Here is a 16,195-nt window from a genome sequence, read left to right on the forward strand (position 1 = left end):
GCGGCCCTCGGAGCCTTGGCCGTTCTGTTCGCGGGGCCGGCTCCGGCGGCGTGGGCCGACGACGTCCAGGCGCATCAGTGGTACCTGAACGCGATGAACGCCCAGGGGCTGTGGAAGGTCAGCACGGGCAAGGGCATCACCGTGGCGGTCATCGACAGCGGAGTGAATTCCGGCACGAAGGCGTTGTCGGGCCAGGTTCTCCCGGGCGTCGACTTCTCCGGCAAGACGGGCGGTGCGGCAGGCGACTCCCTGAGTCACGGGACGTCAATGGCGGAGCTGATCGCGGGAACCGGTGACGACAACGGCCTCAAGGGAGTCGCGCCGGGCGCCAAAATCATGCCCATTCGCCTTCCGGACGATTCCGCGACGGCAAAGGCCGGCGACCCCACGGCAAAGGCCATCCGTGCCGCCGCCGACTCGGACGCGAAGATCATCAACATGTCCTTCGGCTCGGACGCTCCCATCCCCGGTGGGCTCGAAGCCGTCCAGTACGCCCAGAGCAAGGGCAAGCTGCTCATCGCCAGCGTGGGCAACGACGCCCAGGGCGCCAACTACATCGGCTACCCCGCGAAGTACCCCGGCGTGGTCGGCGTGGCCGCGACCGACGAGAACGGTGAGGTGGGCAAGTTCTCCGAGCACGGCGCCTACGTCGATCTGGCCTCGCCGGGCGTGGACGTGCCGGTGTGGTGCGACAACACGTTCAAGACCTACTGCGCCAAGAGCACGGGTACCAGCCAGGCCGCCGCCATCACCTCCGGCGCCGCCGCCCTCATCTGGGCCGCCCACCCCAAGTGGACCGCCAACCAGGTACTGCGCGTGATGATCGACACCGCCGGCCGGGACTGGCCGAAGAACACGCCGAGCCAGTACCTCGGATACGGCACCATCCGGCCGGCACAGGTCCTGCTGAAGGGGAAGGGTGATCCGGGACCCGCCGACATCGACCCCCTCACCAACAAGAAGACCATCGGCGTGTCCGCCGTCGCCGGCGCCTCACCGTCCACGTCCGCATCAGACTCGTCACAAGCCTCGAAATCCACTTCGGGCGGCCGGACTTCAGCGGAAGGATCGACATCCACGTCGTCCGGAGACACCACGCTGTGGGTGGTTCTCGGAACCGTGGCTGCCACGGTGGTGCTCGCAGGCGGGGCCTTCGCGGTGATCCGCTCCCGGCGAGGCGCATGACCCGACACGACCGCCGCCGGTCACGGCCGGCGGACCGTGCGACCAACCGGCGCCTCACCAGTCGGTGTTGCGCCCCCAGCAAGACAAGACCCGCTCACGAAAGGGAATGCCGAGATGGCTGACGGCCGCAAGCTTGAAGATGAGCATGTAAAGAAACTCCAGACGAACGTCATCGACCGGTACGACTCGGTCAAGAAGCAGCTCCAGAAGCTCCAGGGTTGCATCGACATGATCGAGGCCAACTGGCAGGGCCACGGCGCCAACGCGTTCAAGAGCAAGCAGCACGAGATCAACGAGCACATGGCCGGTATCGGGCGCATGCTCGACGACTTCCTGCAGGGAGTCCACCTCACCAAGACGGACAAGGACAAGCTGGAGCAGGAACTCCACTCGACGATCTCCGGCATCGAAGTGGACGCCGGCGGGAAGACCTCGGCGCTCAACTACTACTGACGGTTTCCGAGCCGTTCCCACCGGACCGCCAGGTCCTTCTCACATCGTCAAGGAAAGAGGAAACATGACCGGCACGCCACACTACGAAGGCCTTGCCGTCAAGTACGGCACCCTGGACGCGCTCGCCACCGAACTGGGCAACCTGGCCAAGCAACTGGAGAGCGACCTGACCGCGCTCAAGAAGGGCGTGCACGACGCGGCGGAAGGCTGGGCCGGCGAGGCGTACGAGGCCTTCAACCGCAAGTCGCGGGAGTGGGACAACCACACGAGCGCCATCCACCAGGCACTGGTGAGCATCACCCACAAGGTGCACCAGGCCGGCGGTGACTACCGCGGCGGCGACAAGAAGGCGGCCAGCTACTTCGAGTGACATCGCCCGAACACGGACACCGGGGTGGGCACGCGCGGGAGGTGCCCACCCCGGTGTGTTGTGTGCGTTGGCCCGCCTCGGCGGAGAAGAGCCCGCCTCGGCGGAGAAGAGCCCGCCTCGGCGGAGAAGAGCCCGCCTCGGCGGAGAAGGGCCGCCTCGGCGCAGAAAGCCCGCCTCGGCGCAGAAAGCCCGCCTCGGCGCAGAAGGGCCGCGTCGGCCGCACCCGGCCGACGCGGCCGCTTCCAGCGTTCCCAGCGTCCGTCAGACGTCTTCCGGCAGCCGTCGTCAGGCGTCCTGCGGCATGAGCCCCGTCTGCACCAACGGCTTCCCCCTGCGTCGTGACACGAAGACTCCCCGCCCCGCGGGCATCGGCCGCGGCCGGACCCCGCCCAGCAGGTCACCCTCGCCCGGATCACCGGACAGCACGACCCCCTGGGCGCCGAGTTCCGTCATCCGCTGCATGAAGGCCTCGTAGGAGGAACGACCCGCACCCGCCGTCGACCGCGCGATGATGAACCGCACGCCGACGTCCCGGGCGAACGGGAGCAGCTCCGTCAGTCCGCTCAGCGGATTTCCGCTCGACGTCGCCACCAGGTCGTAGTCGTCGACGACCACGTACACCGTCGGCCCGCTCCACCAGCTCCGGTCACGCAACTGCTGGGCCGTCACGTCCGCGGTCGGCGTACGGCGCCGCATCAGGTCGGCGAGGGCGGCCATGTGGTGGTCCATGCTGTTGGACATCGGGATGTACTCGGCGAGGTGCGACGCCGGCGTGGCGTCCAGCAGCGACCTGCGGTTGTCGACGACGAACAGCTTGCACTCGTCGCCCGAGTAGCGATCCGTCAGCTGCTTGACCAGCAGGCGCAGCAGGTTCGACTTGCCCGACTCGCTCTCGCCGAAGACCAGGAAGAACGGGTCCTGCTCGAAGTCGACGAAGACCGGCTCCAGGTTGTTCTCGTCGATGGCGAAGGCGACGCCGCGCTGCGGGAAGCGGTCACCCGGGGGCAGCTGGGCCGCCGGCAGTTCGCGCGGCAGCAGCCGGACCTCGGGTGCGCCCGGCGCCTGCCAGTGCCGGGACACCTCGGTCGCCAGCGCCTGGGTGGCGTCGGACAGGTCCGTGTCGGACGTCAGGCCGTCGATGCGCGGCACCGCCGCCATGAAGTGCAGCTTCTGCGGCGACACACCCCGGCCCGGCACACCCGCGGGGACGTTCGCCGCCACCTTGCGGTCGATCTCGGAGTCCATCGTGTCACCCAAACGCAGCTCCAGACGGTTCATCAGGTGGTCCTTGATGTTCGCCCGGACCTCCATCGACCGCGACGCGGCGAGGACCACGTGGATGCCGTAGCCGAGGCCCCGGGCCGCCATGTCCAGGACCACCGGTTCCAGGGCCTCGTAGTCCGCCCGGAAGTTGCCCCAGCCGTCGACGACCAGGAAAACGTCACCCCACGGTTGGTCCGTGACCGAGATCTCCCCGCGGGCCCGCCGCGACCGGAAGTCCGCGATCGACGGGATCCCGGCGGAACGGAAGTACTCCTCGCGGCGCGTCATCACGCCGTACACCTCGGCGACCGTCCGCCGTACCTTCTCCGGGTCCAGCCGGGACGCCACCCCGCCCACGTGCGGCAGACCGGAGACCGCGGCCATGCCGCCGCCACCGAAGTCGAGGCCGTAGAACTGGACCTCGTGCGGGGTGTGGGTGAGCGCGAACGCGCACACGAGCGACCTCAGCAGCGTCGACTTGCCCGACTGGGGACCGCCGATGATCTGCATATGACCGGCCGCGCCGGAGAAGTCCACCCACAGGGGGTCGCGGCGCTGCTCGTACGGCTTGTCGACGAGGCCGACGGGGACCACCAGCCGGCCCGCACCCTCGTACCCCGGCTGGGTCAGGCCGCGTCCCTGCACCGCCGTGAGTCCGGGCAGCAGTCCGTCCAGCGACGGCGGGCTGTCCAGCGGGGGCAGCCACACCTGGTGGGCCGCCGGGCCCTGTGCCTCCAGCCGGCGCACGATCACGTCGAGCACCGTGTCCGCGAGCGCGTCGTCGACCTGGGAGCCGCTGTCGGTGCGCTGCCGCGGCACCGGCGCGTACTGCACCGGCACCTCGGCGGCGGTGAACAGCACCGGCCGTCGGTCCACCGGCAGCGGCCCGCCCGCGAGGGCCGAGCGCTGCGGGCCCGAGCGGTACACCCCGGAGACGTACGCGGCCTTGAACCGCACCATCTCGTCCGTGCCGAACTTCAGGAAGCCGGAGCCGGGGACGTTGGGCAGCTCGTAGGCGTCCGGCACGCCCAGGGCCGCGCGCGACTCGGCCGCCGAGAAGGTGCGCAGACCGATGCGGTAGGACAGATACGTCTCCAGGCCGCGCAACCGGCCCTCCTCCAGGCGCTGCGAGGCCAGCAGCAGGTGCACCCCCAGGGACCGGCCGATGCGGCCGATCTGCACGAACATCTCGATGAAGTCCGGCTTGGCGGTCAGCAGTTCGCTGAACTCGTCGATCACCAGGACGAGCGACGGGATCGGCTGCAGCGGGGCGCCTGCCGCGCGGGCCTTCTCGTAGTCGTGGATGTTCGCGTAGTTGCCGGCGTCGCGCAGCAGTTCCTGGCGGCGGTTGAGCTCGCCGCGGATGGAGTCACCCATGCGGTCGACCAGGGTGAGGTCGTCCGCGAGGTTGGTGATGACGGCGGCGACGTGCGGCATCTGCGCCATGCCGGCGAAGGTGGCGCCGCCCTTGAAGTCCGCGAGGACGAAGTTCAGCGTCTCCGAGGAGTGGGTGACCGCCAGACCCAGCACGAGGGTGCGCAGCAGCTCCGACTTGCCGGAACCGGTGGCGCCCACGCACAGGCCGTGCGGGCCCATGCCCTCCTGCGCGGCCTCCTTCAGGTCCAGCATCACGGGCCGGCCGTCCTCGCCGACGCCGATCGGCACCCGCAGCCGCTCGGCCAGTGCGCGTGGCCGCCAGGTGCGCTTGGTGTCCACCGACGCCGCGTCGCCCAGGTTGAGCAGATCCGTGAACTCCAGGTTGGCGAGCAGCGGTTCGCCGTCGTCGCCCCCGGAGGCCATGCGCAGGGGCGCCAGTTGCCGGGCCAGCGCCTCGGCGGACTCCTGCGACAGCGCGTCCGGGACCCCTTCGTAGACGGCGCCGTGCCCCGACTCCAGGTGCAGGGAGTCGGGTTGTACGACGATGGAGAGGTCGCCGCGCGCGCCGGTCGGCTCGCCCGGCACCACCTCGATCACCGTCACGCCCTGAAGGCCCTCCGCACCGGCCAGCGCGGAGTCGGGCGGCAGGGACAGACCGTCGAGGAAGACGACGATGTGCGGCTCGTCGGAGACCGGAGCCGCGTTCGGGTGGAAGCGCGGGCGGCCGGCGAGCCGGGCGGAGATCAGGTTCTCCAACTCGCGGCCGTCACCGTCGATCAGGCGGCGGGTACCCGCTCCGTCGACGGCTCCGGACGCCTGTGCGTGCGGCAGCCACTTGGCCCACTCCCAGTGCGGCAGGGCGTCCCGGCCCGCGCCCACGACGATGACCAGGTCCTCGGGGGAGTGCATCGCGGCCAGCGAGCCGGCCACCGCCCGCGCGGAGGACCGTACGGACTTGGGCTCGCCGCTGATGGTGACGTGGTAGAAGGCCCGCAGGGAGATCGCCATCGGAAGGTCGTCCAGGGTGCCGTGCACGGCGAGGAAGCGCTGCATCGCGCCCGCCGTCAGTGGCTCCAGCTGGTCGACCGGACCGGTCTCGGGAGCGACCAGGGGAGTTGCCAGGGCCTGGGGGCCCAGGCCGATGCGGACCTGGGCGAAGTCCTCGTCGCCCGGCCGCCGTTCCCACACCCGGCTGCCCTCGGCGACCAGCGCCCACAGCTGCTCGGGGGAGGGGTGGAGGTAGTACTGCGCGTCGCGCTGCGCCCTCGCGGTGTCCAGCGCGGTCTCGCGCGTCTGCGTCAGGTAACTCAGGTAGTCACGGCGCATGTCCGCCAGCTGGCCCTGGGAGCCGCGGCGGAAGCGGACCACCATCGCGATGGACATGGCCACCGTCGAGGCGATCATCACCATGCCCATGATCTTCATGAACGGCTGGCCGTTGGTGAAGAAGAACACCACGGAGCCGCCCATGCCGAGCGTGGGCAGCAACTGCATCAGCACGCTCTCCTGGTGCCCCCGCGGCAACTCGGGCGGAGGCTGCAGGACGATCTCGTCCGTGGGCACTTCGGACGGCAGCGCCCGAGGTGGACGCTTCACGACGATGTGGCTCACTGCTCACCAATTCCCTTGCCGGGCCCCGAGAGTTACCGTCCGCCACCCCGTGTCAGGCGGACGCCGCCGCCCCGAGAGGGGGGACGCAGGCCGCCGCGTGATCCTACTGACTTCATCAGGGACCAAGGGGCGGTAGGGTGCCGGATGTTCGCGTGAGCACACGCGGAACAGGCCGGAGAACCGGGGCATTCCGCGCGATGCGGGGCGGTACGGCGCCCAGGCGACGGCCCTCCTGCGGCCTTTCCGTCGCCCTGCCGCCCCGTCGGCGGCCCGGGCCCGGGAAAGCGGCGCAGGACCTTCACAGCGCAGACGCAGAACCATCACTGAGGGGGAGCAGCAGGTGAGCATGACGGCCTCCACGGCGGCCACCGGGGCGAGTGGCCCCGGCAACGGAGCGCCCTCCGGGGCCGGCCCGGGGCTCGGCTTCTGCCGGGTCACGATCGTCGCGCCCGACAGCCGGATCGACGTGGCGCTGCCCGACGACATCCCGGTCGCCGACATCTACCCGGAGATCCTCAGGCTCTCCCAGCAGGCCCCCGCCGAGGGCGCCCCGGTCGGCTACCACCTCGTACGCCGGGACGGAACCGTCCTCGACAGCTCGCGCTCCTTCGCGGCTCAGCGCATCCTCGACGGCGAACTGCTCACTCTGCGGCCCTTCTCCGAGTCGCTGCCGCCCGCCGTGTTCGACGACGTGTCCGATGCGGTCGCCGCCGCGGTGACGCGGGAGCACACCCTGTGGAGCGGTGACCTGACCCGGGCCGCGGGTCTGGCCGGCGGCGGCATCCTGCCCGCCCTGCTGGCCTTCGTCGCCTGGACCGCCGACCCGCGGCACGACATGCACGGCCTGCCCGGCATCCTCGCCGCCGTCACCGGCGTGCTCCTGGTCGTCCTGGCCTGCGTGCGGGCCCGGGTCTACGACGACCGGGCCTCGGCCGTCGCCCTCGGTCTGGGCGCCCTGCCCAACGTGGGCGTGGCCGGGTCGGGCCTGCTCCCGCTCGCCGACGGTCAGGGCATCGGCAAGCTGCAGTTTCTTCTGGCATGCGGCGCGGTGCTGTTGGCCTCGGTCGTCCTCACCCTGTGCTCGCCGAGCGGCGACGGCCCCTTCGTGGCCTTCGTCTTCGCGTCCGCCCTCAGCCTGCTCGCGGTGTTCGCGGCGATCCTCGCGCACTGGAGGCCCGCCGAGATCGCCGCGCTGTGCGCCCCGGTCGCCGTGGGAGCCCTGGCCTTCCTGCCCGGTCTGTCGATGCGCTTCGCCCGCCTGCCGATCGGCTTCGACCCCCCGAACACCGGCACCCGCCCCGCGTACGGTGCCGAGTCCGCCGCCCCCGAGCCGGTCGACGCCGAGCGGATCGCGGCCCAGGCCCGCCGCGGCCACGAACTCCTCGTCGGACTGGTCGGCGGCTGTGCGGTGACCGCCGTCGGGGCCTGCGCGGTCCTCGGCTTCTCGGACGGTCTGTGGGCGCAGCTGCTCGCCCTGGCGACCGGCGTCGCACTCCTGATGCGTGCCCAGCTCTTCCGCTACACCGCCCAGGTCGCCCCCGTCCTGGCGGCGGGCCTCGCCTCCCTGGTGCTGCTCGGCCTCGGCCTGGCGCTCAACCCGCCCCGGTCGTTCGTCCGCGAGGCCCTGCAGGGCAGCCGGGGCGACCTCGACATCCGGACCATCTGGCTGGTCGCGGCCGTCGCGCTGGCGGCCACCCTGGTCACCGCCATCGGGCTCATCGTCCCGCGCAGCGGCCTCAGCCCGTTCTGGGGACGCTTCATGGAGGTCGCCGAGGGCTTCGTCCTGCTGACGCTGGTGCCGCTGGCGCTGGCCGTCTTCAACGTGTACGCGACCGTCCGGTCGATGACCAGCTGACAAGGCCGCACCGACCGGGGAGACCTCACGGGCACGTGCGTCCCCCCCCGGTCGGCAGGCACGTGCGCCCGGCCCGAAGGCCGGCACACGCGTGCGTGACTCCCGGACGACGCATGCGCACGCTCTCTTCCCGGCGCGCACCCGCGCAGGCGACCGCCCAGGCGTCGGCAACCAACGAAGGGATCCCCTCGCGTGAGCTTCGGCCCACCACCGTCCGTCTACACCCAGTCCACCCTCGCCGCCGACAAGGCCCGCCAACGCCGCCGTACTTGGCTGCTCGGTGCCGGGGCCGGCGTCGTGGCGGTCGCCCTGTGCGCGGGCGGCTGGCTCCTGTCGTCCGTGACGGACGGCGGTGCGTCGGACGGCACGAAGTCGTCCGCCGCACCGCCGAGTCCGGACGACATCCGGGTCGACACCGAGAAGACCCCCAGCTCGCCCGAGGGCCAGATGCTGATCGACTACAAGGAAGGCGGTCTCGCCAAGACCGCCAAGGGCGATCCGGTCTACGCCCCCGGGACATGGGCGACGGACAAGGTCGTCGCCAAGGGCATCACCGACCGGATCGTGGGCCTCACCACCGCCGAAAAGGGGCCCGAGAAGGCCTGGACGCTCAAGCTGGACGGCAAGATATGCGCCACCAGCAACCACATCACCGTCGACGGCCGCACAGCGGTCGCCGTGCAGACCAGGAAGGCCCAGGGGGCCACGCCGGGCGTCTGCGGCGAGGTGGTCTTCTTCGACGTCGACACGGGCCGGAAGCTGTGGCAGGCGAAGATGCCCGCCGCCACCTCGGCCACCGTGACCAACACGAACCTGACCCTGGTCAAGGGAACCGTGGCCGTGGCATGGGGCGACGGCTCGGTGGCGTACGACATGAAGACCGGCAAGCAGCTCTGGAACAGCACGACCGCGTCCCAGTGCGAGGACAAGGGCTTCGCCGGCGGACGCGCGCTGCTCGTCGTCGAGAACTGCGTCGAGGCGGGCGACAAGACCTACCGGGTCGAGAAGCTGGACCCGCGCACCGGCAAGAGCCGATGGACGTACAAACTGGCCGCCGGTGTCCAGGACGTCTACCTGCCGTCGTCCGATCCGCCCGTGCTCGCCGTCGCGGCGGGCGACAGCCTGGTGACCGACCTGATCACCCTGGACGGCGACGGCAGGCACCTCGCCACCATCTCCATGAACGGGTACGACCCGAAGTGCGGCGACCGGGACTTCGGACTGGACTACTTCGGCGTCGTGGAGCACTGCGACGGCGTGGTCGTCGGCCGGACCCAGGCGTACGTCGTCAGCAAGGACAACACAGCCGTGGGCCAGGCGGAGAACTGGATCGTGGCATTCGATCTCCGGACCGGAAGGACGGGCCGCAAGCTCGACGGACGTTCCACGATGCCGCTCGCCCCGATCCGGATGAGCGGCGACGAACTGCTGGTCTTCCGGCGCAGCTACAGCGAGGTGGAACCCTCCGCGGTGGTCAGCTGGAATCCGCGGACGGGCAGCCAGAGACCGTTCCTGCTCTTCGGCCTCCCGGCGGACGACGTCGGGAAGCTGGGGGACGTCGGGCAGACGGACATCCTCGTCGAAAAGGGACGGGTGTTCTTCGCCAAGCGCGAGCTGGAGGCCTACGACAAGTACCCCACCGACCCGGTGCTGGCGGTCCTGGGCATCGGCAGCGCCGGCCTGAACCACTGACACCGACCAACGCGCGACGGACGGGGGCGGCACGCACGCGTGCCGCCCCCGTCCGTCGCCCGCCTCACTCCGCGGCAAGCCCCCCGTTGTGCGGCGCCGGCTCCAGGTCGAACTCGCCGTCCCGTGCGCCCAGCACGAACGCCCGCCACTCCGCCTCCGTGTAGCGGAGCACCGTGGCGGGGTCCAGGGACGAGCGCATCGCCACGGCGCCGCCCGGAAGGTAGGCGATCTCCACGCGCTCCTCGTGCTCCTCCGTGCCCGGCGCGCAGTGCCACTCCACGTCCGAGATGTCGAGGGCGTACAGCTCGTCGCGCTCCCGCTCCTTGCGTGCCTTGATCTCCGCTTCCGTCTCCGCCATGCCGCAGCGACCCCTTCCCGACGTAGTCACGGACTCAGTACGGTCCCGGCGCTCACCCTAGTGGGCTGGGCCTCCCCACCAGGGCGCTTCGAGGACCGGGGGAAACCGGACCGCCACTGCCTGGTACCCTGAGTGACGGCCGTTTGTGTACGCACCCCCGGAGCCCCCGCAGCAGTGACTGCACGCCCTGGAGGCCGCGCACAGCGGACCCGCCTTCCGAGTTGCGTAAGTACCCCCGAGAAGAAGACCGGGGCGCTCGGTGGGCACTCACAGACTATGAGGAGTACGCGTGTCGCTCGACGCCGCTACGAAGAAGCAGATCATCACCGAGTTCGGTACCAAGGAGGGCGACACCGGCTCCCCCGAGGTCCAGGTCGCCATGCTCACCCGTCGGATCTCCGACCTGACGGAGCACCTCAAGACCCACAAGCACGACCACCACTCCCGCCGTGGTCTGCTCATCCTGGTCGGTCAGCGCCGCCGGCTGCTGCAGTACCTGGCCAAGAAGGACATCCAGCGCTTCCGTACGCTGGTCGACCGCCTCGGCATCCGCCGTGGTGCGGCGGGCGCCAGGTAAGACGCCGTGAGGGGAGCGGTTCCCGGAGACAGGGGGCCGCTCCCTTTGCTGTACGTGCGGAAAGCTCTGGCGTACGTTCAGCGAACGTGCGGAGTGTCACCGCCGCTTTGTAGTGTGGTAGCACAACGCACTACGTATGACACAGCGTGATACGGGCCACCCGTTCCGGGTACGGCGCCATCACGTACGACGAACGAGGAGAAGCGCACCTCGCCGCCGCCGGTCCTCGGTAGTGGCCCCCGGGGGGAATCGAGCCCCGGGTGCTTCGATCGAAGACCGGCCCGCACCAGATGGAGCGCTTCTCCGCCACCGTCCCCCCGCCACACGGGCGAGGAGGGACGAGGACGAGGAGAAAACGCTAGTGGAGAACGAGACCCACTACGCCGAGGCCGTTATCGACAACGGCTCCTTCGGCACCCGTACCATCCGCTTCGAGACGGGCCGCCTGGCCAAGCAGGCCGCCGGTTCCGCCGTGGCCTACCTGGACGACGACACCATGGTGCTGTCGGCCACCACCGCCTCCAAGCAGCCCAAGGACCAGCTCGACTTCTTCCCGCTCACGGTCGACGTCGAGGAGCGGATGTATGCCGCCGGCAAGATCCCGGGCAGCTTCTTCCGCCGCGAGGGCCGGCCGAGCGAGGACGCCATCCTCACCTGCCGCCTGATCGACCGCCCGCTGCGCCCGTCCTTCAAGAAGGGCCTGCGCAACGAGATCCAGGTCGTCGCCACCATCATGGCGCTCAACCCCGACCACCTGTACGACGTCGTCGCGATCAACGCCGCGTCCGCGTCCACGCAGCTGGCCGGTCTGCCCTTCTCCGGCCCGATCGGCGGCGTGCGCGTCGCGCTGATCAACGGCCAGTGGGTCGCGTTCCCGACGCACACCGAGCTCGAGGACGCCGTCTTCGACATGGTGGTCGCCGGTCGTGTCCTGGAGGACGGCGATGTCGCGATCATGATGGTCGAGGCCGAGGCCACCGACAAGACCATCCAGCTGGTCAAGGGCGGTGCCGAGGCCCCGACCGAGGATGTCGTCGCCGCCGGTCTGGATGCTGCCAAGCCCTTCATCAAGGTCCTGTGCAAGGCCCAGGCCGACCTCGCCGCGAAGGCCGCCAAGCCGACCGCCGAGTTCCCGATCTTCCTGGACTACCAGGACGACGTCCTGGAGGCGCTGACCGCAGCCGTCCGCCCCGAGCTCGCCCAGGCGCTCACCATCGCCGGCAAGCAGGAGCGCGAGAGCGAGCTCGACCGCGTCAAGCAGCTCGCCGCCGAGAAGCTCCTGCCGGAGTTCGAGGGCCGCGAGAAGGAGATCTCCGCCGCGTACCGCTCCCTGACCAAGACCCTGGTCCGCGAGCGCGTCATCAAGGAGAAGAAGCGCATCGACGGCCGCGGTGTCACCGACATCCGCACCCTGGCCGCCGAGGTCGAGGCCCTCCCGCGGGTGCACGGCTCCGCGCTGTTCGAGCGTGGCGAGACCCAGATCCTGGGCGTCACCACCCTGAACATGCTCCGCATGGAGCAGCAGCTGGACACCCTCTCGCCGGTGACCCGCAAGCGCTACATGCACAACTACAACTTCCCGCCGTACTCCACCGGCGAGACCGGCCGCGTCGGCTCCCCCAAGCGCCGCGAGATCGGCCACGGCGCCCTCGCCGAGCGCGCGCTCGTACCGGTGCTGCCCACGCGCGAGGAGTTCCCGTACGCGATCCGCCAGGTGTCCGAGGCCCTCGGCTCCAACGGCTCGACGTCCATGGGCTCGGTCTGCGCCTCCACCATGTCGCTGCTGAACGCCGGTGTGCCGCTGAAGGCCCCGGTCGCCGGTATCGCCATGGGCCTGATCTCCCAGGAGATCGACGGCGAGACGCACTACGTCACCCTCACCGACATCCTCGGTGCGGAGGACGCCTTCGGTGACATGGACTTCAAGGTCGCCGGCACCAAGGAGTTCGTGACCGCCCTCCAGCTCGACACCAAGCTGGACGGCATCCCCGCCTCCGTCCTGGCCGCGGCCCTGAAGCAGGCCCGCGACGCCCGCCTGCACATCCTCGACGTGATGATGGAGGCCATCGACCGGCCCGACGAGATGTCCCCGCACGCCCCGCGGATCATCACCGTCAAGATCCCGGTCGACAAGATCGGCGAGGTCATCGGCCCCAAGGGCAAGATGATCAACCAGATCCAGGAGGACACGGGCGCCGAGATCACCATCGAGGACGACGGCACGATCTACATCGGTGCCGCCGACGGCCCGTCCGCCGAGGCCGCCCGCTCCACGATCAACGGCATCGCCAACCCGACGATGCCCGAGGTCGGCGAGCGCTACCTGGGCACGGTCGTGAAGACGACCACCTTCGGCGCGTTCGTCTCCCTGCTGCCGGGCAAGGACGGTCTGCTGCACATCTCGCAGATCCGCAAGCTGGCCGGCGGCAGGCGCGTGGAGAACGTCGAGGACGTCCTCGGTGTGGGCCAGAAGGTCCAGGTCGAGATCGCCGAGATCGACTCCCGCGGCAAGCTCTCCCTCATTCCGGTGATCGAGGGCGAGGAAGGTGCCGAAAGCAACGACAAGAAGGACGACGCGGACCAGTGACGTCCCGTGGCTTCAAGGCGACGGCCCGCCCCTCCTCGGAGGCGCGGGCCGTCGCCCGTACCCAAACCCTGATCAAGGGCACCAACGGCATCGGCACGGTCCGCAAGACCACCCTCCCCGGCGGTCTGCGCATCGTCACCGAGACCCTGCCCTCCGTGCGCTCGGCCACCTTCGGGATCTGGGCGCACGTGGGCTCCCGCGACGAGACCCCGTCGCTGAACGGCGCCACGCATTACCTGGAGCACCTGCTCTTCAAGGGCACCTCCCACAGGTCCGCCCTGGACATCTCCTCCGCCATCGACGCGGTCGGCGGCGAGATGAACGCGTTCACGGCCAAGGAGTACACGTGCTACTACGCGCGCGTGCTCGACACCGACCTGCCGCTCGCCATCGACATCGTCTGTGACATGCTCACCGGCTCGCTGATCCTGGAAGAGGACGTCGACGTCGAGCGCGGGGCGATCCTCGAAGAGATCGCGATGACAGAGGACGACCCGGGCGACTGCGTGCACGACCTGTTCGCGCACACCATGTTCGGCGACAACCCGCTCGGCCGCCCGGTGCTCGGCACGGTCGACACCGTCAACGCCCTCACCGCCGACCGCATCCGCCGCTTCTACAAGAAGCACTACGACCCGACCCACCTCGTGGTCGCCTGCGCGGGCAACATCGACCACAACAAGGTCGTACGCCAGGTGCGCGCCGCCTTCGAGAAGGCCGGCGCCTTCAAGACCTCCGAGGCCGAGCCGATCGGCCCGCGTGCGGGCAGCCGCGCCCTCCGCACGGCGGGCAAGGTCGAACTGCTCGGCCGCAAGACCGAGCAGGCGCACGTGGTCCTCGGCATGCCCGGCCTGGCCCGCACCGACGAGCGGCGCTGGGCCCTCGGCGTGCTGAACACCGCCCTCGGCGGCGGCATGTCCTCGCGCCTGTTCCAGGAGGTCCGGGAGAAGCGCGGACTGGCCTACAGCGTGTACTCCTACACCTCCGGCTTCGCCGACTGCGGTCTCTTCGGCGTCTACGCGGGCTGCCGCCCGAGCCAGGTGCACGACGTGCTGAAGATCTGCCGCGACGAGCTCGACCACGTCGCCGACAACGGGCTGACGGACGAGGAGATCGGCCGCGCCATCGGCCAGCTGCAGGGCTCCACGGTCCTCGGTCTGGAGGACACGGGTGCGCTGATGAACCGTATCGGCAAGAGTGAGCTGTGCTGGGGCGAGCAGATGTCCGTCGACGACATGCTGGCCCGGATCGCCGCCGTGACCCCGGACGAGGTCCGCTCGGTCGCCCGCGACATCCTGGGACGGCGTCCGTCGCTGTCGGTGATCGGCCCGCTCAAGGACAAGCAGGCCGCCCGTCTGCAGGACGCCGTGGCCTGACAGCGGTCCTCAGGACACCCGTTCTGCGACACACCCGTCTTCGGTAACCCGTCGTCGTAAGGAAACAAGAGATGAGCAAGCTGCGCGTGGCGGTCCTCGGTGCCCAGGGCCGGATCGGGTCCGAGGCGGTCCGGGCGGTCGAGGCCGCCGAGGACATGGAGCTGGTCGCCGCCCTCGGCCGGGGCGACAAGCTGGAGACGCTCGTGGAGGCCGGCGCCGAGGTGGCGGTCGAGCTGACCACGCCGGCCTCGGTCATGGGCAACCTCGACTTCTGCGTGCGTCACGGCATCCACGCCGTCGTCGGCACCACCGGCTGGACCGACGAGCGCCTGGCGCAGCTGAAGGGCTGGCTCACCCTGTCCCCGGAGACGGGCGTACTCATCGCGCCGAACTTCTCCATCGGCGCCGTGCTCACCATGAAGTTCGCCCAGATCGCCGCGCCGTACTTCGAGTCGGTCGAGGTCATCGAGCTGCATCACCCGAACAAGGTGGACGCCCCCAGTGGCACAGCCACGCGCACCGCGCAGCTCATCGCGGAGGCCCGGTCCAGAGCCGGCTCGGCCCCGGCGCCGGACGCCACGGTCACCGCCCTCGACGGCGCGCGCGGCGCCGACGTCGACGGTGTCCCGGTCCACGCCGTGCGGCTGCGTGGCCTGCTCGCCCACCAGGAGGTCCTGCTGGGCGGCGAGGGCGAGACGCTCACCATCCGCCACGACTCGCTCCACCACAGCAGCTTCATGCCGGGCATCCTGCTCGGCGCGCGCCGCGTGGTGACCACTCCGGGCCTGACCTTCGGCCTGGAGCACTTCCTCGACCTGAACTGAGCCAGAGCCCCGTCATGCGCGCGAAGATCACCTACCTCGTCACGGCCGCCGTCCTGGTCTTCTACTTCGTCCTGGTCGGCAGCCGCGGCGTGATGCTCATCCAGTCCGGTACCCCCGTGACGGTCACCTTCGGGATCGCGGTGCTGATCCTGCCGGCGATCGGTCTGTGGTTCCTCTGGAAGAACACGCAGTTCGTCCGCAGGGCCAACCAGCTCGCCGCCGAACTCGACGCCGAGGGCGGCCTGCCCGTCGACGAGCTGAAGCGCACGCCCAGCGGGCGCATCGACCGCGACTCGGCCGACGAGGTCTTCGCCCAGCGCAAGGCCGAGACGGAGGCCGCCCCCGAGGACTGGCGCACCTGGTTCCGCCTCGCCGTGGCCTATCACGACGCCCGCGACACACCGCGCGCCCGCAAGGCCATGCAGCGGGCGATCGCCCTGCACGACGGAAAGCCGGTGCAGGCCGTGTGACAGCCACAGGCTGTGTGAGAGCCACAGGCCGTGTGACAGCCACAGGCTGTGAGACAGTACAGGCCGCGTGAGAGCCGAAGGCGGCTGACGCCGGGGGGCCCTGATGCCGGTGGGCCGGACCGCACCCGCGGTCCGGCCCACCGGCATCAGGGTCGGGGGGAGCCCCGGGGGGTCTGGGGCGCCCACGCCGAGACCGA

12 protein-coding genes are annotated in these 16,195 nt (G+C 70.3%); 10 read left to right on the top strand and 2 right to left on the bottom strand.

The window, feature by feature from the left end; genetic code table 11:
- Positions 1 to 15: 15 nt before the first annotated feature.
- The 3 genes from AB0A61_RS36060 (at position 16) to AB0A61_RS36070 (ending at position 2,008) form a co-directional block, all read left to right on the top strand.
- Positions 16 to 1,185 carry a S8 family serine peptidase gene (locus AB0A61_RS36060; protein ID WP_361302218.1) on the top strand — a complete coding sequence of 390 codons (1,170 nt, stop codon included), beginning with the start codon at positions 16 to 18 and terminating at the stop codon, positions 1,183 to 1,185.
- Positions 1,186 to 1,299: 114 nt separating this feature from the next.
- Positions 1,300 to 1,638, top strand: coding sequence for a WXG100 family type VII secretion target (locus AB0A61_RS36065; RefSeq protein WP_361302221.1), 339 nt, complete (start codon positions 1,300 to 1,302; stop codon positions 1,636 to 1,638).
- Positions 1,639 to 1,702: 64 nt separating this feature from the next.
- Positions 1,703 to 2,008 (top strand): WXG100 family type VII secretion target, encoded by a 306-nt coding sequence (locus AB0A61_RS36070; RefSeq protein ID WP_361302224.1) that lies wholly within the window; start codon positions 1,703 to 1,705, stop codon positions 2,006 to 2,008.
- Between the two features lie 285 nt (positions 2,009 to 2,293).
- On the opposite strand, the gene eccCa is transcribed toward AB0A61_RS36070, so the two are convergent.
- The gene (gene eccCa, locus AB0A61_RS36075; RefSeq protein WP_361302227.1) at positions 2,294 to 6,259 is read right to left on the bottom strand and encodes a type VII secretion protein EccCa; all 3,966 of its coding nucleotides are present in this window, start codon (positions 6,257 to 6,259) and stop codon (positions 2,294 to 2,296) included.
- A 340-nt stretch (positions 6,260 to 6,599) separates the two neighbouring features.
- Here eccCa and eccD point away from each other — a divergent pair, with 340 nt between their 5' ends.
- Together eccD and AB0A61_RS36085 are read left to right on the top strand one after the other, a co-directional pair.
- Positions 6,600 to 8,114: a type VII secretion integral membrane protein EccD gene (gene eccD, locus AB0A61_RS36080; protein WP_361302229.1), complete on the top strand. Its 1,515-nt coding sequence runs from the start codon at positions 6,600 to 6,602 to the stop codon at positions 8,112 to 8,114.
- Between the two features lie 192 nt (positions 8,115 to 8,306).
- Positions 8,307 to 9,806: a PQQ-binding-like beta-propeller repeat protein gene (locus AB0A61_RS36085; protein WP_361302232.1), complete on the top strand. Its 1,500-nt coding sequence runs from the start codon at positions 8,307 to 8,309 to the stop codon at positions 9,804 to 9,806.
- A 64-nt stretch (positions 9,807 to 9,870) separates the two neighbouring features.
- On the opposite strand, the gene AB0A61_RS36090 is transcribed toward AB0A61_RS36085, so the two are convergent.
- Complete coding sequence (locus AB0A61_RS36090; protein WP_361302234.1) at positions 9,871 to 10,164, bottom strand: DUF397 domain-containing protein; 294 nt, start codon at positions 10,162 to 10,164, stop codon at positions 9,871 to 9,873.
- A 289-nt stretch (positions 10,165 to 10,453) separates the two neighbouring features.
- Between AB0A61_RS36090 and rpsO the strand changes: the two genes are divergently transcribed.
- The 5 genes from rpsO to AB0A61_RS36115 all read left to right on the top strand — a co-directional run bounded on the left by rpsO (position 10,454) and on the right by AB0A61_RS36115 (position 15,998).
- Positions 10,454 to 10,741, top strand: a complete 288-nt coding sequence (gene rpsO, locus AB0A61_RS36095) for a 30S ribosomal protein S15 (protein ID WP_361302237.1) — start codon at positions 10,454 to 10,456, stop codon at positions 10,739 to 10,741.
- A gap of 361 nt (positions 10,742 to 11,102) precedes the next feature.
- The gene (locus AB0A61_RS36100; protein WP_361302240.1) at positions 11,103 to 13,328 is read left to right on the top strand and encodes a polyribonucleotide nucleotidyltransferase; all 2,226 of its coding nucleotides are present in this window, start codon (positions 11,103 to 11,105) and stop codon (positions 13,326 to 13,328) included.
- Positions 13,325 to 14,704 carry a pitrilysin family protein gene (locus AB0A61_RS36105; protein WP_361302243.1) on the top strand — a complete coding sequence of 460 codons (1,380 nt, stop codon included), beginning with the start codon at positions 13,325 to 13,327 and terminating at the stop codon, positions 14,702 to 14,704. Before AB0A61_RS36100 ends, AB0A61_RS36105 begins: the two co-directional genes overlap by 4 nt.
- Positions 14,705 to 14,775: 71 nt before the next feature.
- Entirely contained in the window at positions 14,776 to 15,528 is a 753-nt protein-coding gene (gene dapB / locus AB0A61_RS36110; protein ID WP_361302246.1) for a 4-hydroxy-tetrahydrodipicolinate reductase, read from the top strand.
- Between the two features lie 14 nt (positions 15,529 to 15,542).
- Positions 15,543 to 15,998 (top strand): hypothetical protein, encoded by a 456-nt coding sequence (locus AB0A61_RS36115; RefSeq protein WP_361302249.1) that lies wholly within the window; start codon positions 15,543 to 15,545, stop codon positions 15,996 to 15,998.
- Positions 15,999 to 16,195: the final 197 nt, after the last annotated feature.

The organism is Streptomyces sp. NPDC046197 (assembly GCF_040646295.1).
Taxonomy (GTDB): domain Bacteria; phylum Actinomycetota; class Actinomycetes; order Streptomycetales; family Streptomycetaceae; genus Streptomyces.

Coding starts and splice junctions, on each gene's coding strand:
- AB0A61_RS36090 (WP_361302234.1), bottom strand. CDS start 10,164: ATGGCGGAGACGGAAGCGGAGATCAAGGCACGCAAGGAGCGGGAGCGC.
- AB0A61_RS36070 (WP_361302224.1), top strand. CDS start 1,703: ATGACCGGCACGCCACACTACGAAGGCCTTGCCGTCAAGTACGGCACC.
- AB0A61_RS36115 (WP_361302249.1), top strand. CDS start 15,543: ATGCGCGCGAAGATCACCTACCTCGTCACGGCCGCCGTCCTGGTCTTC.
- dapB (WP_361302246.1), top strand. CDS start 14,776: ATGAGCAAGCTGCGCGTGGCGGTCCTCGGTGCCCAGGGCCGGATCGGG.
- AB0A61_RS36065 (WP_361302221.1), top strand. CDS start 1,300: ATGGCTGACGGCCGCAAGCTTGAAGATGAGCATGTAAAGAAACTCCAG.